Annotated in this window: 19 protein-coding genes and 1 tRNA gene; 18 read left to right on the top strand and 2 right to left on the bottom strand. The window is 30.0% G+C overall.

Annotated elements, in window-relative coordinates; genetic code table 11:
• Nucleotides 1-48: 48 nt before the first annotated feature.
• Nucleotides 49-1,476 carry an aminopeptidase gene (locus tag V6137_RS03795; protein WP_425446552.1) on the top strand — a complete coding sequence of 476 codons (1,428 nt, stop codon included), beginning with the start codon at nt 49-51 and terminating at the stop codon, nt 1,474-1,476.
• Between the two features lie 119 nt (nt 1,477-1,595).
• Here the strand turns inward: V6137_RS03795 and V6137_RS03800 are convergent, their stop codons facing one another.
• On the bottom strand, nt 1,596-2,516 hold the full coding sequence (locus tag V6137_RS03800; protein ID WP_425446553.1) for a selenium metabolism-associated LysR family transcriptional regulator: 921 nt from the start codon (nt 2,514-2,516) through the stop codon (nt 1,596-1,598).
• A gap of 177 nt (nt 2,517-2,693) precedes the next feature.
• On the opposite strand from V6137_RS03800, the gene V6137_RS03805 reads away from it, so the two are divergent.
• Nucleotides 2,694-3,377 (top strand): phosphatase PAP2 family protein, encoded by a 684-nt coding sequence (locus V6137_RS03805; RefSeq protein WP_425446554.1) that lies wholly within the window; start codon nt 2,694-2,696, stop codon nt 3,375-3,377.
• Nucleotides 3,378-3,482: 105 nt separating this feature from the next.
• Here V6137_RS03805 and V6137_RS03810 read toward each other — a convergent pair.
• Nucleotides 3,483-3,569, bottom strand: a tRNA-Leu gene (locus V6137_RS03810).
• 191 nt (nt 3,570-3,760) lie between these two features.
• On the opposite strand from V6137_RS03810, the gene V6137_RS03815 reads away from it, so the two are divergent.
• From V6137_RS03815 to rsxE, 16 genes are all read left to right on the top strand, one after another.
• Complete coding sequence (locus V6137_RS03815) at nt 3,761-5,203, top strand: L,D-transpeptidase (protein ID WP_425446555.1); 1,443 nt, start codon at nt 3,761-3,763, stop codon at nt 5,201-5,203.
• 405 nt (nt 5,204-5,608) lie between these two features.
• Nucleotides 5,609-6,199, top strand: a complete 591-nt coding sequence (locus V6137_RS03820; protein ID WP_425446556.1) for an RNA polymerase sigma factor — start codon at nt 5,609-5,611, stop codon at nt 6,197-6,199.
• Between the two features lie 22 nt (nt 6,200-6,221).
• On the top strand, nt 6,222-7,295 hold the full coding sequence (locus tag V6137_RS03825) for a DUF4349 domain-containing protein (RefSeq protein ID WP_425446557.1): 1,074 nt from the start codon (nt 6,222-6,224) through the stop codon (nt 7,293-7,295).
• A gap of 254 nt (nt 7,296-7,549) precedes the next feature.
• Complete coding sequence (locus tag V6137_RS03830) at nt 7,550-9,253, top strand: sensor domain-containing diguanylate cyclase (RefSeq protein WP_425446558.1); 1,704 nt, start codon at nt 7,550-7,552, stop codon at nt 9,251-9,253.
• Nucleotides 9,254-9,267: 14 nt separating this feature from the next.
• Complete coding sequence (dinB, locus tag V6137_RS03835) at nt 9,268-10,323, top strand: DNA polymerase IV (RefSeq protein WP_425446559.1); 1,056 nt, start codon at nt 9,268-9,270, stop codon at nt 10,321-10,323.
• A 20-nt stretch (nt 10,324-10,343) separates the two neighbouring features.
• Nucleotides 10,344-11,231 carry an SPOR domain-containing protein gene (locus V6137_RS03840; RefSeq protein ID WP_425446560.1) on the top strand — a complete coding sequence of 296 codons (888 nt, stop codon included), beginning with the start codon at nt 10,344-10,346 and terminating at the stop codon, nt 11,229-11,231.
• Nucleotides 11,232-11,289: 58 nt separating this feature from the next.
• A complete protein-coding gene (locus V6137_RS03845) occupies nt 11,290-11,655 on the top strand; it encodes a DRTGG domain-containing protein (RefSeq protein ID WP_425446561.1) in 366 nt (121 codons plus the stop codon).
• Nucleotides 11,656-12,090, top strand: coding sequence for an ATP-binding protein (locus tag V6137_RS03850; RefSeq protein ID WP_425446562.1), 435 nt, complete (start codon nt 11,656-11,658; stop codon nt 12,088-12,090). It abuts the gene before it with no gap.
• Nucleotides 12,091-12,112: 22 nt separating this feature from the next.
• On the top strand, nt 12,113-13,375 hold the full coding sequence (locus tag V6137_RS03855; protein ID WP_425446563.1) for a [Fe-Fe] hydrogenase large subunit C-terminal domain-containing protein: 1,263 nt from the start codon (nt 12,113-12,115) through the stop codon (nt 13,373-13,375).
• Between the two features lie 13 nt (nt 13,376-13,388).
• Nucleotides 13,389-13,721: a DRTGG domain-containing protein gene (locus V6137_RS03860; protein WP_425446564.1), complete on the top strand. Its 333-nt coding sequence runs from the start codon at nt 13,389-13,391 to the stop codon at nt 13,719-13,721.
• Between the two features lies 1 nt (nt 13,722).
• Nucleotides 13,723-14,448 carry a PHP domain-containing protein gene (locus tag V6137_RS03865; RefSeq protein WP_425446565.1) on the top strand — a complete coding sequence of 242 codons (726 nt, stop codon included), beginning with the start codon at nt 13,723-13,725 and terminating at the stop codon, nt 14,446-14,448.
• Nucleotides 14,445-15,002 (top strand): ATP-binding protein, encoded by a 558-nt coding sequence (locus tag V6137_RS03870; protein ID WP_425446566.1) that lies wholly within the window; start codon nt 14,445-14,447, stop codon nt 15,000-15,002. Before V6137_RS03865 ends, V6137_RS03870 begins: the two co-directional genes overlap by 4 nt.
• A 361-nt stretch (nt 15,003-15,363) precedes the next feature.
• Nucleotides 15,364-16,692: an electron transport complex subunit RsxC gene (rsxC, locus tag V6137_RS03875; RefSeq protein ID WP_425446567.1), complete on the top strand. Its 1,329-nt coding sequence runs from the start codon at nt 15,364-15,366 to the stop codon at nt 16,690-16,692.
• Between the two features lie 18 nt (nt 16,693-16,710).
• Nucleotides 16,711-17,652 (top strand): RnfABCDGE type electron transport complex subunit D, encoded by a 942-nt coding sequence (locus V6137_RS03880; protein WP_425446568.1) that lies wholly within the window; start codon nt 16,711-16,713, stop codon nt 17,650-17,652.
• On the top strand, nt 17,645-18,223 hold the full coding sequence (locus V6137_RS03885) for an RnfABCDGE type electron transport complex subunit G (RefSeq protein WP_425446569.1): 579 nt from the start codon (nt 17,645-17,647) through the stop codon (nt 18,221-18,223). The genes V6137_RS03880 and V6137_RS03885 overlap by 8 nt, the downstream gene beginning before the upstream one ends.
• A gap of 23 nt (nt 18,224-18,246) precedes the next feature.
• Complete coding sequence (gene rsxE / locus V6137_RS03890; protein WP_425446570.1) at nt 18,247-18,849, top strand: electron transport complex subunit RsxE; 603 nt, start codon at nt 18,247-18,249, stop codon at nt 18,847-18,849.
• The last annotated feature ends 7 nt before the right edge of the window (nt 18,850-18,856 follow it).

Consider the following 18,856-nt stretch of genomic DNA (forward strand, 5'->3'; position numbering starts at 1 on the left):
ATATGTATTTAGAGTATCTAAATTATTATTGATTAATGGAGGGATATTATGACTGAAAAATCTAAAGGCAAAAAGTTACAAGAAAAATTAACTCATAAATGGAATAATGTATGGGAAAAACTTGATGAAAAAGAAACAAAGAAATTATTTGACTTTAATGATGAATATAAAGTGTTCTTGGATAAAGGGAAGACAGAGAGAGAATCAGCACAAGAGATCATTAGGATGGCTAAAGAAAACGGTTACATAAATATAGAAGAGGCTATCGAAAAGGGAATGAAGATAGAGCCTGGAATGAAAATATATGCCAATAACAAAGATAAAGGTGTTGCAATGTTTGTTATTGGTAAAGAAGATTTAACTAAGGGTATGAATATAGTAGGGTCTCATATAGATGCGCCAAGAATTGATTTAAAGCAATTTCCACTTTATGAAGATGGTGAATTAGGAATGCTTAAAACCCATTATTATGGTGGAGTTAGAAAGTATCAATGGGTTGCATTACCATTAGCATTACATGGTGTTGTTATAAAATCAAATGGTGAAAAAATTAATGTTGTAATCGGTGAAGATGAAAAGGATCCAGTATTTATGATAACAGACCTTTTACCACATCTTGCAAAGGATCAAGCTGCTAAAAAACTTAGCGAAGGAATAACAGGTGAAGGATTAAATATCATAATAGGTAGTGTGCCTTATGAAGAAAAGGACTTAAGTGATAAAATTAAATTAAATGTTTTAAATATATTGAATGAAAAATATGGAATTGAAGAAGAAGACTTTACTACAGCCGAATTTGAAGCAGTACCGGCAGGAAAAGCAAGAGACATTGGGTTAGATAGAAGTTTAATTGCTGCCCATGGGCACGATGATAGGGTATGTGCCTTTACATCATTGAAGGCTGTTTTAGGGATTGAAACTCCAAATAGAACCGCAGTTGGTTTATTTGTTGATAAGGAAGAGATAGGTAGTGTTGGAAATACAGGAATGCAATCTAGATTCTTTGAAAATGCTGTGGCTGAATTAATTGGTTTATCAGATGAAAACTATAGTGAATTAAAAACAAGAAGAGCTTTAGCTAATTCGAGAGTTCTTTCAGCAGATGTTGCGGCAGGATTTGATCCTAACTTCCCAGAGGTGTTAGACAAGAGAAATGCAGCATTTATGGGTAAAGGTATAACATTAGTTAAATATACAGGTGCAAGGGGTAAAGGTGGCTGTAATGATGCTAATTCAGAATATATAAGTGATGTTAGAAGAATATTTAATGAAAATGATATAGTATGGCAAATGAGTGAATTAGGTAAAGTAGATCAAGGTGGCGGTGGAACTATCGCATACATCCTTGCAAATTATGGAATGGAAGTAGTTGACTGTGGAGTTCCTGTACTAAGTATGCATGCTCCATATGAAATCGTGAGCAAAGCAGATGTTTATATGACATATAAGGGATATAAAGCCTTTTATGAGGCATAGAGAAAAGATGGTCTTAGGACCATCTTTTTTAGTTTTAGTCTAAGTTTTAGTAAAACAAAAAAGAATTTTGCCTTCGCAAAATTCTTTAACTAAAACTAAAACTTAGACTCAGACTCAAACTAATCTTCAGCCTCAAAATTCTTTTCAATATATTCGATAACAAAATCTTTAAAAGTTTGACCAAGGGGAGATAACTGTCTTTTTTTATGATATACAAAATAAAAATTTCTTATTAAATCACAGTTTTTCAATTTGTAATATTTAACTATCCCAAGCTCTAGTTCTCTTTTTATAGCCCGTTTACTGATAATACTAATCCCTATGCCTAGTTCAATAAATTGTTTTATTGTTTCCGTATCTTTTATGAATGATAATATATTGAGGTCTTCCTTCGATACTTTATTCTTTTTTAAAGCTTTTTCAAATAATAACCTAGTTCCAGAACCTTTTTCTCTAAGGATTATTTTCTGATTCATTAGCCATTCTATTGGAACTATAGCACCATTTTCCAGGGGATAAGAATTATTGTTTGGTGTAACAATAACCAATTCATCTTTAATCAAATCTATGTATTCCAGTTGAGATGAATTATATTTTGCCCCTACTATACCAAAATCACTTTTCCCATTAAGAATATTTTCTATTACATTTCTTGAGTCATTATCACCTATGGAGAATGAAATATTAGGATATTTTTTTATAAAGTCTTTTAAAATATTAGGTAGAACATATTGTCTGGGAATAGAACTGGAGCTTATTTGCAAATGTCCTTCTATCTTTCCCTTATATACTCCTAGATCAAATTGAGCCATATCACGCATATTTATAATATTTAGTGCGTGCTTATATAAAATCTCACCGGCATTAGTAGGAGTAATCTTTTTGCCTAACCTATTTAATAGAATAGTACCAACTTCATTTTCTAGATTCTGAATATGACTTGTAATAGTTGGTTGAGTTAGAAATAAGTTTTGTGCTGCCTTTGAAAAACTTTTTAGTTTTACAACCTCAACAAAAGTTTCTAATTGTCTAAAATCCATGAAATCACCACCTTTACATTTAAAATATGTAATAGGATTAATAGTAAATCGATATTCCATATACATAGTATTTCAAAAGAAGTATTTTGTCAATTTTATAACTAATATAAATTAAAGTGTTGCATGGTAAGTTAAGTTCATTTAGAATAGTATTATGCGGAAAGGAAGGTAGACAAAATGAAAAAAATATTTTACAAGTATAACTATTTTTTATTATTCTTATTATTAGTCATACCAAACTATCTTTATTCTTGGACTAATGATTTAAACATGCAGGTTCACAATGTCAGTACTTTTATTGATGAGTATATCCCGTTTATTTCTTGGATGATAATACCATATGATTTATGGTATATATATATATGGGGTGGACTGGTATTGTTAGCTTTTATGGATAAAAAGTTATTTCTTACCCATGGTAAAACAGTTTTAGCTACTAAGCTAACATGTATGCTAATATTTTTAATTTATCCTTCTTATATGGTAAGGCCTGAAATAACAGGAGATGATATCTTTTCTAAATTAGTACTTTTAACATATGAAAATGATAATCCTGTAAATTTATTTCCCAGTATACATGTGTTACAAGCTATATTGACCCATGTAGCTATTATTAATCTTGATAAAACCAAGATGTGGATGAAGATAACATCGTTAGTTTATATGATACTAGTTGTATTCTCAACAGTATTTGTCAAACAACACTATTTTGTAGATATAATTGGAGGTTCTGTATTAGCCATTATAGCTATAAAATATTATTATGGAAAAAGTTATAGTACTTATAGATTAAGTGTTATAAAGGAATTGTTAGAAAAGAAAAGATATAAGAGAAAAAAAGCTAAAATATTAAGAGGGTAGATTTATGCCCTACAAAAAAAGCCCTAAAAAGGGCCTTTTTTTGTTCGAATTTATAGTTCAAAATTTGTAATTAAAAAATACGACTCCTAGGAGTCGTATTTTTCTTGGTGCCGAAGATGGGACTCGAACCCATACGGTATCGCTACCACCGGATTTTGAGTCCGGCGCGTCTGCCAATTCCACCACTTCGGCTCATTGACCACAAAATATATAATAACATATAATTATTTAAAAATCAAGATTTGTTTTATAAAATCTTTTGAAATTAGATAAAGAGGGATTAAAAAAATACTTACAATTATATGGAATTAAATGAATTAAAATGAATACAATAATAAATGTGTAAATATATTTATCGTTTTAGAAATAGAAGGAGGAGTACGATGCAAAAAATGGTAGCGGGAGTGTTGATCATTTTCAGTTTATTTATGTCAAGGGGCATAACGGCCTATGGAATTAAAGGACAGCAAGATGAAGTTGAAATAATAATTGATATTGTTGAACGAAAACTAACTTTAATGCAGAATGGAAAAATTACAAAGGAATATCCTATAGCCGTAGGGAAATCACATACTCAAACTCCCATAGGAAAGTTTATAGTGCAGGATAAAATAAAGAATAGGCCATATTATAAAAAAAATATCCCAGGAGGGGCTCCTAATAATCCCCTTGGGAGCAGATGGATCCAATTTAAACCTAGTTATGGGATCCATGGTAATAATAATCCAAACTCAATAGGTAAATTTATATCCGGGGGCTGTATAAGAATGTTTGAGAGGGATGTACAAGAACTATACAATATAGTAGAATACAACGATTCTATATATGTAAAATATGAACCAATTGAGGTGAAATATGATGTAGATGGTGAAAGTCCCATATTAACGGTATATCCAGATTATTATAATCGAAAGAAAAATATAGATTTACAGGTTGATAATAAGTTAATAGAAATAGATAAGTATGATAAAATACATAGGGATAAATTAAGTACATTAAAAAAGGTTAGTAAGAAAAATAAAACTGTTTTTTCTGATAGTTGGACCTTCTTTGTTAATGATAGGTATATAACCGATGATGTAATTATTAAAAATAACCGATGTTTTATTAATAAGGAAAAGGTTATGAAATATTTCAATATAAAGGTATATTCTATAGAAGGAACACAATATTGTGAATTTTTAGATGAAGAAGTATTAGAGATAGAAGTTAAAAATAAAAAATACCTATCTTTAGAAAATATGGCTAATATCATAGGTGGGGACTATGAAATAAATTATACAGATAAAAGTATTAGTTATTCTTTAAATAATTATCTGCTTTTTAATAACAGTTTAATAAAAGGGGTTTTTATAAAAAATGGGGAAAACACAAGAGTTCCCCTTATGTCTATAATTAATTTAGTAGATATTGATATTAAAATTATTGATAGTAAACTAGAGTTTTATTTCCATAATGCTAAAATAGATTATATAAATATAGAGGGAGTTCCATATGTAGATTTAAAGTATTTATCTGAAAAATCAAATTTAAGTTTTGAAGAATATACCATAGATAAGCATATAGAAATAATAAAAGCACCGAAACTAATATATAAAGATGAAGTTTATAGTACTAAAATATTTAATAACGAGGTTTATGTGTCTTATAATTTTCTTAATAATTATTTAGGGAATAATATAATACCGGTAAATTCATTTGAAAACAAATATATAAATAAAAAATATATTGATAATATAAAGTACTTTAAATTAAAGGATTTAAAAGATATTATGAATATAGAAAGAAACGAATACAGTACAATAATTACTATAAAAGATAAATAAACCTACTTCAAATCTATATAATTTACAATATATAATAATAAAATTTAGTTGCTGGGGGATTTGTAATCCTCCAGCCCATTTACAAATATACTCTTTGGTGTAATAGGTATTCTAAAATGAGACTTAAAGAATTCAATATATAGAATCCCTAACACAGAATATATTAAGTATTTTTTCAAAGTGAAGTTATATTCAATTTCTGATTTGTTGTAGGAATAAAGAAGCAGCAATGATATATTTCTTCTTGAGAAAAAAATAAATATATTGAAACAATAATATGGACAAGCAATTAAAGGATTTTATAAAAAATATATGAAATATGAAACTAAAAAATAAAATGAACGTCTAAATATAGATAGGGAATTTATAACTTCCGAATCTCTATGCAAAAGGGGTGAAAAATTAGTGAATAAAGCAGAATATAGACTGATTAAAAAATGTAAGAAAGGTAACTTAAAAGCCTTTGAGGAACTAATAAAAAAATATGAAAATAAATCATATGCCATTGCTTTAAAAATTTTAAAGGATCCCGATGATGCTATGGATATTTCACAAGAGGCATTGATAAAGGTATATAAATCCATAAAAACTTTTAAATTCAAATCCTCTTTTTCCACATGGCTTTATAGAATTGTAACTAATACTTGTATGGATTTTTTAAGGAAAAATAAAGTAAAAACCTATTCTATAGATAATCCTATAGAAACTGATGAAGGACAATATTTTAGAGAAATTGAAGACTTTAAAAATAATACTGAGAGAAGGGTTGATGAAAATATTACAAAGGAATTAGTCCATAAAGCTATAGATAAACTTGATGATTTATATAGAGTGCCTATAATTCTAAGGGATATAGAGGGTTTTAGTTATAAAGAAATATCCGAGATACTAGACTGTTCCTTGGGAACAGTGAAATCAAGGATCAATAGAGGAAGAAAATATTTAAAAGATATTATACTGAAAGATATGGAACAAAACAATGTTACCAACGTCTAAATAGTATGAAAGGAGGTTTATTATGAGATGTAATGAATTTAATAATAAAATATCATTTTATATAGATGGTGAGCTAACTAATATTGAGAAAAAAGAGTTTGAGATTCATTTGATGGAATGTGATAGATGTAGAAAAGAATACCAAAATATGATTAAAATCATAAAGCTGACTCAAGATGATGTTATTGAATTACCTAATAATTACCATGAGAAATTAAAGGGGCAGCTCCGTCAAGTGTCTGGTCCTAAAGGTAAAAGAAAGAATTTACTGAAGGCAGTATCTTCTCTAGCAGCAGTTTTAATATTGGTAGTGGGTTTATATAGTTTTATGAAGACAGATTTTAATAGCAATGATACAGCTATTGACCATAGAAATGAAATTAAAATTACAAATCAGGCTATTACTGCTAAAGATAAGGGGTTTAAGGAAGCAAAGAAACTTGGAAATGAAAATAATAAAAAAAATGAAGTGCTTAATGATAAGAAAAGTACTAAATCTAGTATAGCTAGGGAAAATAATATTGGAACCAGTACTAAACCAAATGATAAAATTACAATAAAAGATGGAAATAAGACTTTAGCTTTCAGAGGAATGTCTTCTAGGAAGATAACAAAAAAATATTTTATAACTGCTAATATAAATGATTTTGATAAAGATTATAAAGATATACTAAATTATATTAGTGAAAATGGTGGACTTATTAAAAAATTTGGAATTAATGAAAATCTTATGGCTAGCGAAGTGGATTCTTATAAAAGTGGGTATATCAATTTTTTGATGCCAGATGCTGAGTACAAAAAAACAGTAGATTTTATTACTCAAATTGGAGATATAAAAAATCAAAGAATTGAGCAGGAGGATGTTACCGAAGAATATAATAATATTTTAGAAACTATAAAAAAGTATAAAGAGTCAAAGGATAGATATATTAAAATGAAGAAAGAAATGGATAAAAATAATAGCAAATTAGAATTTGAAGAAAAAATAGCCAGACTTGAAGGGGAAATAGATGCAAATGTAAAAATAAAACAGAAATTAGAACAATCAGTGGAATATATAATTATTAACCTAAACTTGAATAAGAACAATCAATAAGGAATAAGAATTTTGCTATAATAGGTTTTTAGAAGACCTAAGGGCTTCAATATATTGAAGCCCTACATGTGTTTACGGACTCATCAACTCCCTGAAACCCTACACAGAACAAAGAAGCACCAAAGGCGCCTTTTTTCAAATAATTTAGAGAAAATTTGCAATTAAATAAAAAATAAAGAAGGAATGAATTAATAAATATAGAATATAAAATTAATATGAAGTAAAAGTTTTGAAATTGGACAGGGGTTATAACTATGAATAAAAAAAGAAAATATTTTTTTGATATAACTTTAGGTGTAATTGGACTTATGGGGACAGTAGCCCTTATGTTATTCACAACACAATATGAAAATTTAGATATATTATTATTCTTATTGTTACTAATATCTGGAGGTATCCTAGAGAGAATAAAAGTGACAGTAGGTGAGTTTGCAGTTAGCTTAGATATAGCTGTTATGATGGCATCCTATTTTCTCCTTGGGATAGTGCCTACTCTTTGGCTGTTGATATTTTTTGTATTAGTATATGGAGTAATATTTGATACAAGACCTTTTGTTGTAACTTTGAGTAATACTGGTATGTTTACGGTTATATTTATAATAACCCATTTTGTAATAGTAGGGGTTATGAACATATATACTAGCCAATCCATTATATACGATAAATTAATGGTGGTATTTTTTGGATTAAATATATTCATATTAAATTGGACAGTTTTATTGGGGCAAATTAAGCTAAAAGGAGATAAATTACCAGAGAGCTTAGGAGAAACTATAAGATGGGATCTATATAGCTATGTGGTTGTTATCCCATTATCCATTCTATTAATTGATGCTAGCAATTATTATGGATATAAAGGTCTTATAATATTATGTCTTATAATAATAGGTGCAAATATATTATTTAAACTTTTAAGGAACTTAGTATTTATTAATAACGAATTAAGGGTAGTACATGAAGTGTCTTTATCAATAAGCTCAAAGTTAGATTTAACTGAAACTACAAATCATATATTAAAGGGTATAAATAAACTAGTAAATTGTGATTACTGCTGTGTATTACACTTTGATAAAACGGATTTATCGGTAAAGGTTTTAAATCACAAGAACTTTGAAGATATTGATATAGATATAGAAAATATAAAAGAGAAAATAACGGAATCTTTAGATAAACTATTAGAATATAAGAAGAGTTTTATTATTGAAAATATTGAGAGAAATAATATAAAAGATGAAGTTAGGTCTGTTTCGAAAGATATTAAATCTTTTATTTATGAGCCATTAACTTTAGAAGATGATATAATAGGATGTGTATTAATAATCAGTAGTAGGGCTAATAGTTTTGATAAAAGTCAGTTAAACATACTAGATATACTATCAAATCAAGCCGTTATAGCCATTGAAAATGCCAAATTATATAGAGAAGCTAAAAATAAAGCCATTATGGATAATTTAACTGGTTTATATAATCAAAAATATTTCTTTGATACACTAAATGTATTAACTAACAAGTGTAGTAGTTGTGAAAGGAAAGAGTGTATCCAGTGTAATAGGACTAGTTTAGTTATTCTAGATATTGACCATTTTAAAAGAGTCAATGATACATATGGTCATCAAACTGGAGATAAAATTTTATCAGAGGTTGGTAATATAATAAAGAGCAATGTAAGAAATACAGATATAGTAGCCAGGTATGGAGGAGAAGAATTTACTATAATATTACCTAGAACAGATGAAAGGACTGCATATGAAATCGCAAATAGAATAAGAGAATCCATTGAAAATAGAAAGTTCCGCAGTATGGATGGTCATAATATCAGTGTAACAATAAGTGGAGGAGTATCAGAATATCCCAGAAATGCAGATTCTGCTTCTACTCTTCTATCATATGCAGATAGGGCCATGTATACGGGAGCTAAAAGGAAAGGACGAAATAGAATTAGTGTATATGCGAGTTAATGGTGTGATTATATATGAATGAAAGAGCAATTATACATGTGGATATGGATGCTTTTTATGCATCAATAGAACAAAGAGATAATCCTAAACTTAAAGACAAACCCATAGCAGTAGGAGGGAATCCCAATGGAAGGGGTGTGGTGTGTGCTGCATCCTACGAAGCGAGAAAATATGGGGTAAAATCTGCTATGTCATCGAAGAAGGCTAGATTTTTATGTCCAAGTATTATTTTCTTACCTGTAGATATGAAAAAGTATAAAGAAGTTTCCAGACGAATACGATATATATTTACAAAGTATAGTAATAAAATAGAGCCTATATCCCTAGATGAAGCTTTCTTAGATGTAACAGGAAAAGATCCGATTAAAGTAGGAAAGGAAATAAAGGAAGATATACTTAGAGCCACTGTACTTACGGCATCTGTGGGAGTCTCTTATAATAAATTTCTAGCTAAGTTGGCTTCAGATATGGATAAGCCCAATGGATTTACTATTATAAGTAAAAAATGGGCTCAGGATATATTAAGACCTTTGCCAGTTAGAAAACTTTGGGGAGTAGGACCTAAGACTGAAGAGAAGTTAAATAAATTAGGTATTTATAAGATTGGTGAAATTGAAAAATATAATGATATTATTTTGAAGAAATTTGGTAAGAGGGGGTTGGAGTTAATAGAATTTTCTAAGGGGATAGATAATCGTCCAGTGGAAAATAGTCTGAAACCCCAATCTATAGGTGAAGAAAATACATTTAGTGAAGATGTGATTGATAAAGGAGTTTTGTATAGTACAATAGATAAATATGTTAAAGATATTATATATAGAATAAAAGTAAGAAAAATATTAATAAGGACTATAACTGTGAAGATAAAATACAATGACTTTTCTATAGAAACAAGGAGTTTTACATTAAATTATCCTACAGATAGACAAGATGTTATTAAGAAAACAGCTAATTATATTTTAGATAATAAGTTTAAAATTAATAAAAAAATTAGGTTATTAGGGGTCACTGTTTCTAACTTTATTTATCCCGATGACCCACTACAGTTAAGGTTTAATATAGATAGTTAATACGGAGGTGACTTTATAATATGAGACGTTCAAGTAAAAGAAGAAATAGAAGCAAAGGCAAGCTGAGAAATTTTATAATATTTATAATAATATTACCATTAATTTCGATTTTAATTGGAGTTGGAATAGTAAAGTTTATTATTTTACCTAGAACTTCTATAAATAAAGATACTAAAAGTGAAAATGAAGAAGTTATTGATGATGTAAATAAAGATGATGTACAGTCTGAAAAAAAAGAACAAGATTCTAAAACTGAAGAAACAGATAAGGAAGATAACAATAGGGAACAGGAAAAAATAACTAAAGTACAAGCAGAAGGATTTGATTTATATAATATACAAATAGGAAGTTTTAATAGCAAAGAAAATGCCCAGGTCTTATTAAATCAATTAAATGACAAAGGTCTTTATGGTTATTTGATAAAAGATAAAGCATATAAAGTATATGTGGCTACTTTTTTTAATGAAGAAGAAGCTGAAGAGTATAAGAAAGAGGTAAAAAAAACATATAAAGATTCCTTTACTGATAGAATCACAGTGGAAGACTTAATTTTGGAATATAACAAGGAGAATGAAGTAGTAATTAAAGATTTTATTAATCTTATAACAATCATAAATAATAGTTATGGAGAAGAAACTAGTTTGTGGAATTCTGTAATTAGAGGTGGAGATGTAAGTATAGTAAAAGAATTTATGACTAATAACACTAATAATATTAGGCAAGAATTGACTGGTATTAGCGATAAAGTTGCTAACAAAAACTTTGGAGAGAAAATCAACTATATAAAAGAGAATATTAAAATAAGAGAAGAAATTATTTCAGGGTTAAACAAAAATGAGTCTGTTGGCCAATTGTATATAAAATTCAATGAAGGATTATTTCAATATGTAAATATATTTTCAAAATGATTGTTCAAGCTTTAATACTAGAGTATAAAAAAGCTATTAACCGATAGGGGGGATACATTTGAAACTAAAAAAAATAAAAGAAATTTTAAAAGGTGAAATTTTAACAGGTAAAAGTAATTTAGATAAAGAAGTAGTGGCAGCATTTGGATGTGATTTGATGAGTGATGTCCTTGCTTTTGTAGAAGAGGGGACAGTTTTATTGACTGGCTTAACCAATCCCCAAGTGATTAGAACAGCGGAAATGATTGATGTATTTGCAATAATATTTGTAAGAGATAAGACCCCTAGCGAAGAAATATTAGAATTAGCTGAAGATAGGGGAATAACTATAATAACTACGGCTTATACACTATATACTGCCTGTGGTAAACTTTATGAAAAAGGATTAGACGGGTTATCTATAGAAGAAGGGATAAGGAATTAAATGGGAGAATCAAGAAAGTCAATTAAATTAGAATATGAGATTACAGGGAATGATTTTACTAAGGCAGGAGAAGCTTCAAGCAATGTAAAAAAGATATTAACTCAGCTGGGAATTAAATCTAAGATAATAAGAAGAGTAGCTATAGCAACATATGAAGTTGAAATGAACGTTGTAATTCATTCAATTGGAGGGGATATAACTGTAACTATAGATACAAATAAAATACAAATTAAAGCTGTTGATAGAGGTCCAGGAATAGAAAATATTGATCTTGCTATGAAAGAAGGTTTTTCAACAGCACCTAATAGTGTTAGGGAATTGGGATTTGGAGCAGGAATGGGATTACCCAATATGAAAAGATGTTCAGATGAGTTTAATATTACATCATCTAAAGAAAGTGGTACGGAGGTTTTAATGAATATAAATATTAATTAAGAATAGATAGTAGGTGATATGTATGAGTGAATATTTTCATTCAGTGGTACTTGATGAGAAGAAATGTAACGGGTGTACAAATTGTATGAGACGATGTCCAACTGAGGCTATAAGAGTTAGAAATAAAAAGGCAGTAATAATTAAAGATAGGTGTATAGACTGTGGGGAATGTATCCGGGTATGTCCTTATCATGCTCAGAATTCTACCACTGATGACTTATCCAAATTAAAAGAATTTAAATATAATATTGCTATACCTGCCATGCCTTTATATGGGCAATTTAGTGTAGATACTGATATGTCAAAGGTATATAAGGGGATAGAAGGTTTAGGTTTTGATTATGTTTTTGATGAGGCTATAGCTGCTGATATTCTTACTGAAGTTATAAAATCTTTAATAAAGGATAATACTTTTCAAAAACCAATGATTTCATCATTATGTCCAGCAATAGTTAGACTGATTCAGGTGAGGTTTCCCTCCCTTATAGATAATATTATAAAGGTTGAGTCACCGATGGAAATAGCAGCCAGAATGGCTAAAAAAGATGTGATGGAAAAGTATAATCTAAAATCAAAGGATATCGGTATCTTTTACTTGACTCAATGTCCAGCTAAAGTAACAAGTATCAAAAAGCCCATAGGCATAAAGAAATCAATTTTAGATGGAGCTATATCAGTAAAAGAAATTTATGGTGATATAGTTAAGAATGCCAAATCTGTAGTAAAGAAAAAACAATTTAAAAAAGCATCTCCCCAAGGTATTGGCTGGGCTAGAGTTGGAGGACAAAGCTATGCAATAGGAGTAGAAAATTATATTGCAGTGGACGGAATAGAAAATGTTATAAATGTGTTAGAAGAAATAGAATTGGGAAAACTAGATAATTTAGATTATTTTGAAGGCTTGGCTTGCACAGGAGGATGTGTTGGGGGGCCCTTAAATGTAGAAAATCCTTTTATAGCTAAGAGTAGAATTAGGAAATTATCTGAAAGCACAGAAAAGAGTTCTAACTACAGTAAAGAATATGTTGATGACCTATATAATAGTGGTATTATAAATTGGACTGAAAAGATAGAACCCAAGGGTATAATGACCCTAGATAGCGATATACAAAAGGCTATTGAAAAGATAGAACAAATAAAATCCATAGTTGGAGAACTGCCAGGACTTGACTGTGGTTCCTGTGGGGCACCTACTTGTAATGCTTTAGCAGAAGATATTGTAAGGGGTTATGGGAAAATAGAAGATTGTATATTTAAATTAAAAGAAATTATTAACGAAAAATAATTGGAGGGGTAGAATGGATTTAAATAAAATTATTGAAGAGTTAAACTTAGAAATAGTTGCTGGTTATAATGAAGAAATGGTTGAAGTTCAAGGGGTATATATATGTGATCTTTTAAGTTTAGTTATGTCAAAGGCTAAATCTAAAGATATTTGGATAACTATACAATCCCATGTTAATATTATAGCGGTGGCTACTTTGGTGGAATTATCATGTATAATAGTAGCGGAGGGTATGGATATTGATAAAGATACTATAAAAAAAGCTAATGAAGTGAAAGTCCCTTTGCTAAAGTCAAAACTGGATGCATATACTCTAGCTTCACAGCTAAATAAATTGGGAATTTAAAATGGAATTAAGTATTGATTTACACATCCATTCAACCCTATCACCTTGTGGCTCCGATGATATGACCCCTAATAATATTATAAATATGAGCTATATAAAGGGATTGGATGTAATATCAATAACTGACCATAATACGATGTTGAACTATGGTCCTGCTTATAAAATTGCAAAGAAGAAAGGTATTACATTAATACCGGGAATTGAGGTCACAACTAAAGAAGAGGTTCACATTTTATGTTACTTTGATGATTTTAAACTAGCATATGAATTTGGGAAAATCATATATAATAGTTTGCCAAATATAAAAAATCAAAATGATATATTTGGAAATCAATATATATGTGACGAAAGTGATGAAGTAGTAGGTAGTTTAGATAAGTTATTATTAAATAGTACCACTTTTTCTATAAAAGAAGTTAATAAATTGATTAAAAATTATAAAGGGGTTATGATACCTGCCCATGTTGATAGAAAATCTTATAGCATTTTAGGGACTTTAGGTTTTATACCTGACTACTTAGACATAACAACTATCGAAGTGTCCAATAGACCGAGGTTAAGTAAAATAAATAAATTTACTGATTTATCTAAATATAATATAATTGAAAACTCAGATGCCCATTACTTACAGGATATAAATGAAAGGATAAATTATATTTATCCCAAAGAAAATCAAGTTAAATCTATATTAGAATATTTGTCAAAATTCTGGGGGAATAATCAATGAAAGAATTGTCATTGCACATATTAGACTTAGCTGAGAATTCTTTAAAAGCCAAGTCTAAACTCATAGAGATAACCATAGAAGAAGATTTACAAAAGGATATATTAACCATTATAATAGAGGATGATGGTAAGGGAATGGATAGTGAGATGCTTAGAAAAGTTGAAGATCCTTTTACTACTACGAGAACTACAAGGAAAGTGGGACTTGGTATATCTTTGACTAAGGCTGCATGTGAAAGATGTAATGGTAACTTCAGTATAAATTCTTTAAAGGGTAGGGGGACTAAAATAATTTGTACATTTCAGCATAGTCATATAGATAGGGCACCTTTAGGGAATATGGGAGAAACTATGGTAAGTATAATAAATAGCACTAATAATACAGATATAGTTTATAAGCATACTGTGAATAAAGAAAAATTTTTACTGGAAACTAAAGAAATAAAAAAAATATTAGAGGGAGTAAGTATAAAATCGGTAGATGTGCTCCTATGGATAAAAGAATATGTAAATGAAGGTATAACAAATCTTTATAAACATAAGAAAAACTTATAGTATAGTTAATAAATCCATACACAATAGGACAAAAAAGTGTTATAATTGTAGAGTAGCGATAAATCTGTCCATGTTATTGGGTAAAAAATTATAGAAAAAAGTCAACTTTTGTATTATCAAAAGTCAGACTTTTTTATTTTGTCTATATCCTATATGGACAAGCCTTTACAAAAAATTAATATATAAGCATTACCTATATATAACTATCATATATTTTAGATAGGACAACTTTTTATCTTTATATTCTTCTTTTTATAAAATAAAATGCTATAACCCATATTTTTTATTTGTATAAAAGGATTTTGTATACAAGATTTAAGATTACTATATTTAGAAAAATTAAAAATAAGAGGTGAAAAAGATGCTAGGAAAAAAGTTTACTTTTAAAGGTGGAGTACATCCTCCACATTTTAAGAGGTATACAGAACAAGTGGCTATTGCTAGAGCAAAAGACCCTGAAATAGTAAAAATCCCCTTGCAACAGCATATTGGAGCTCCCTGTGAGCCAATAGTTAAGATAGGAGACAAGGTTAAAGTGGGGCAGAAAATAGGAGAAGCTAAGGCTTTTGTATCAGCACCGATACATTCTAGTGTATCTGGAACTGTGAAAAAGATAGCTCAATTTGATTCTTCTACTGGGTCAAAGGCATTATCTATTGTCATTGAATCCGATGGCTTAAATGAAGTTCATGAAGATGTAAAGTCCAAGGGAAGCTTGGACAGTTTAAGTAAAGAAGAGATAATAAATATTATAAAAGAATCAGGTATAACAGGGATGGGAGGAGCAGGTTTCCCGACCCATGTAAAACTATCTCCACCGCCAGAAAAGAAAATAGATACGGTTATTCTTAATGGAGCAGAGTGTGAACCTTTTTTAACTGCTGACCATAGATTAATGCTTGAAAAACCTGAAAAAATAGTAGATGGCTTAAAGGCTATTATGAAGGCGGTAGATGTAAATAAAGGCTATATAGGAATAGAAGAAAATAAACCTGATGCTATTAAAGTTATGAAGGAAATAGTTTCAAAAGAATCAAATATAGAGGTTATAGCTGTGGTTACAAAATATCCACAAGGAGATGAGAAAAGGCTTATTAATGCCATTACAGGCAGGGAAGTTCCATCGGGAGGCTTACCAATGGATGTTGGTGTTGTTGTTAATAACGTTGGAACTGCAGCAGCCATAGCAGATGCTATTAAAACTGGTATGCCATTGATAGAGAGGATTGTAACCATAACTGGAGAGGCTATAAGTGAGCCTAAAAATCTTATTGTAAAGGTGGGAACTTCTTTTAAAGAAGTGATTGAACAATGTGGAGGATATAAAGAAAAAGTTGGTAAGTTAATCTCTGGTGGTCCAATGATGGGAATTGCTCAATTTACAGATGATGTTCCTGTAATAAAAGGAACTTCTGGGATATTGGCTTTAAATAAGAAACAGGCAAAAATAGCAGAGCCTAGTCCATGTATAAGATGTGGAAAATGTGTAGATATTTGTCCAATAAAATTACAACCCTTATTTATAAGTCAACTATCATTAAAAAGAATGTATGATGAAGCTGAGGAATATAGTCCCTTAGATTGTATAGAGTGTGGTTCATGTTCCTTTATTTGTCCGTCTAAAAGACCATTGCTTCAATCAATAAGAGTTGCTAAAAGAGAGATTATATCAAAAAGGAAAAAAAGTTAATCGATTGGAGGGATAAGAATGGATAGTAAATTAATAGCGTCTTCATCACCCCATCTTAGGTCTGATGAGACGGTAAGTAGAATTATGTTAGATGTTTTAATTGCATTGTTACCGGCTACATTAATGAGTGTTTATTACTTTAGATTTGATGCAATAAAATTAATAGTTTTAGCAATTGCATCAGCATTGATAACTGAAGTTATTTTTCAGAAAGCTTTAAAAAAACCGGTTACAATTAATGATTTAAGTGCCGTTGTTACTGGACTTTTATTGGCTTTTAATATTCCAGCTTCTGCCCCTTGGTGGATACCAGTTATAGGGTCGGCATTTGCTGTAGGGATAGTTAAGCAACTATTTGGTGGTCTTGGTCATAACTTTATGAACCCAGCATTGGCTGCTAGAGCCATGTTACTTGCATCATGGCCAGTGGAGATGACCAGTTGGGTAAAAACAGGAGCCGATGCTGTTAGTACAGCTACTCCCCTTGGAATTTTAAAAGAAGGTGGGGATGCAGTATTACCTTCTTTAACAGAAGTTTTTATAGGTAATGTTGGAGGATGTTTAGGTGAAACATCTGCTTTAGCATTGATATTAGGTGGAATTTATTTACTATATAGAAGGGTTATAAATTGGAGAATTCCTTTTACCTATATAGGAACAGTGTTTGTTGTTTTATTATTATTTGGAACAGGAATAGAAAATAGCTTTTATCATTTATTAGCTGGAGGACTTATGCTAGGGGCATTTTATATGGCTACAGATTACTCATCATCCCCGGTTACACCTAAAGGTCAAATAATATTTGGGATTGGATGTGGTCTTATTACAGCCATAATTAGACTTAAGGGAGGATATCCAGAAGGAGTATCCTACTCAATACTATTGATGAACTTAATAGCTCCTTTAATAGATAAATATACAAGTCCAAAAGTATTTGGTGAGGTGAAGCAAAATGCGTGAGATTATTAAATTAGGATTAATATTATTATTAATAACTTCTGTTGCAGCCTCAATATTAGGATTATCTAATGGCTTAACTGAAGGTAAGATAGAAGAGGTTGAAGCTAAGGCTAGTGAAGAGGCTAGAAAAGAAGTCCTACCTGGAACAGATAGCTTTAAGTCTATTGATGACAATAAGTTTAAAGCAATAAAGGATGAGAATGATAAAATATTAGAGGTATATAAAGGTATGTCAGATGGTAGCTTAGCTGGATATGCAATAAAGACTGTGACTTCTGGTTACGGAGGAGATGTAGAGGTAATCACTGGTATATCAATTGAAGGCAAAATAACAGGTATAAAAGTTGTAAAGCATCTTGAAACCCCTGGACTCGGTGCAAATGCAACTTCAGCGGATTTTCAAGATCAATATAAAGGAATAAGTACAGATAAAGAAGTGGTGAGGGTTAAGACTAATCCATCAAAGGATAATGAAATACAGGCATTAACCGGTGCAACTATTACTTCCGATACTGTTACAGATTGTGTTAACATGGCTAGGGAATTATTTAATGACAGATTGAATAAATAGTTATTTTCAATGGAGGTGAAAAAATGAGTATTTTCAAGAACTTTAAAAATGGACTTGTTGATGAAAATCCAATATTCGTACAACTTCTAGGTATGTGTCCTACACTGGCAGTTACAACTACTGCTACCGATGGTATGGCTATGGGACTTGCAACTACTTCAGTATTATTTGGAGGAAACTTAGTTATATCTCTGCTTAGAAGAGTTATTCCCGATAAGATTCGTATACCGGCATTTATAGTTATCATTGCAACATTCGTAACCCTAATAGAAATGTTTATGCATGCCTATGCTCTTGATTTATATAAATCCTTGGGATTATTTATACCCCTTATAGTTGTAAACTGTTTAATCTTAGGTAGAGCAGAATCCTTTGCATCTAAGAATAATGTAGGAAATTCTGTAGCCGATGGATTAGGAATGGGACTAGGATTTACAATAGGACTTATAATATTAGGAGCAGTTAGAGAAATATTAGGTTCAGGAAGTATATTTGGATACCAATTATTAGGTGAAGCCTTTAAGCCAGCCATTATAATGATATTACCTCCCGGTGCTTTTTTAGCATTAGGAATCTTAGTTGGATTATTCAATTGGAGTAAAAAAAGAAAAAGGACTAATGGATAAAGGAGGG

It is taken from the genome of Dethiothermospora halolimnae, from assembly GCF_037577855.1.
GTDB classification, from domain to species: Bacteria; Bacillota; Clostridia; order Tissierellales; family VENL01; genus Dethiothermospora; species Dethiothermospora halolimnae.

Bases quoted from the DNA above. Each gene is read 5' to 3' on its own strand.
- dinB (WP_425446559.1), top strand. From the start codon at position 9,268: ATGAATGAAAGAGCAATTATACATGTGGATATGGATGCTTTTTATGCA.
- rsxE (WP_425446570.1), top strand. From the start codon at position 18,247: ATGAGTATTTTCAAGAACTTTAAAAATGGACTTGTTGATGAAAATCCA.
- V6137_RS03885 (WP_425446569.1), top strand. From the start codon at position 17,645: ATGCGTGAGATTATTAAATTAGGATTAATATTATTATTAATAACTTCT.
- V6137_RS03855 (WP_425446563.1), top strand. From the start codon at position 12,113: ATGAGTGAATATTTTCATTCAGTGGTACTTGATGAGAAGAAATGTAAC.
- V6137_RS03815 (WP_425446555.1), top strand. From the start codon at position 3,761: ATGCAAAAAATGGTAGCGGGAGTGTTGATCATTTTCAGTTTATTTATG.
- V6137_RS03860 (WP_425446564.1), top strand. From the start codon at position 13,389: ATGGATTTAAATAAAATTATTGAAGAGTTAAACTTAGAAATAGTTGCT.
- V6137_RS03880 (WP_425446568.1), top strand. From the start codon at position 16,711: ATGGATAGTAAATTAATAGCGTCTTCATCACCCCATCTTAGGTCTGAT.
- V6137_RS03830 (WP_425446558.1), top strand. From the start codon at position 7,550: ATGAATAAAAAAAGAAAATATTTTTTTGATATAACTTTAGGTGTAATT.
- V6137_RS03800 (WP_425446553.1), bottom strand. From the start codon at position 2,516: ATGGATTTTAGACAATTAGAAACTTTTGTTGAGGTTGTAAAACTAAAA.
- V6137_RS03865 (WP_425446565.1), top strand. From the start codon at position 13,723: ATGGAATTAAGTATTGATTTACACATCCATTCAACCCTATCACCTTGT.
- V6137_RS03870 (WP_425446566.1), top strand. From the start codon at position 14,445: ATGAAAGAATTGTCATTGCACATATTAGACTTAGCTGAGAATTCTTTA.
- V6137_RS03805 (WP_425446554.1), top strand. From the start codon at position 2,694: ATGAAAAAAATATTTTACAAGTATAACTATTTTTTATTATTCTTATTA.
- V6137_RS03825 (WP_425446557.1), top strand. From the start codon at position 6,222: ATGAGATGTAATGAATTTAATAATAAAATATCATTTTATATAGATGGT.
- V6137_RS03795 (WP_425446552.1), top strand. From the start codon at position 49: ATGACTGAAAAATCTAAAGGCAAAAAGTTACAAGAAAAATTAACTCAT.
- rsxC (WP_425446567.1), top strand. From the start codon at position 15,364: ATGCTAGGAAAAAAGTTTACTTTTAAAGGTGGAGTACATCCTCCACAT.
- V6137_RS03850 (WP_425446562.1), top strand. From the start codon at position 11,656: ATGGGAGAATCAAGAAAGTCAATTAAATTAGAATATGAGATTACAGGG.
- V6137_RS03840 (WP_425446560.1), top strand. From the start codon at position 10,344: ATGAGACGTTCAAGTAAAAGAAGAAATAGAAGCAAAGGCAAGCTGAGA.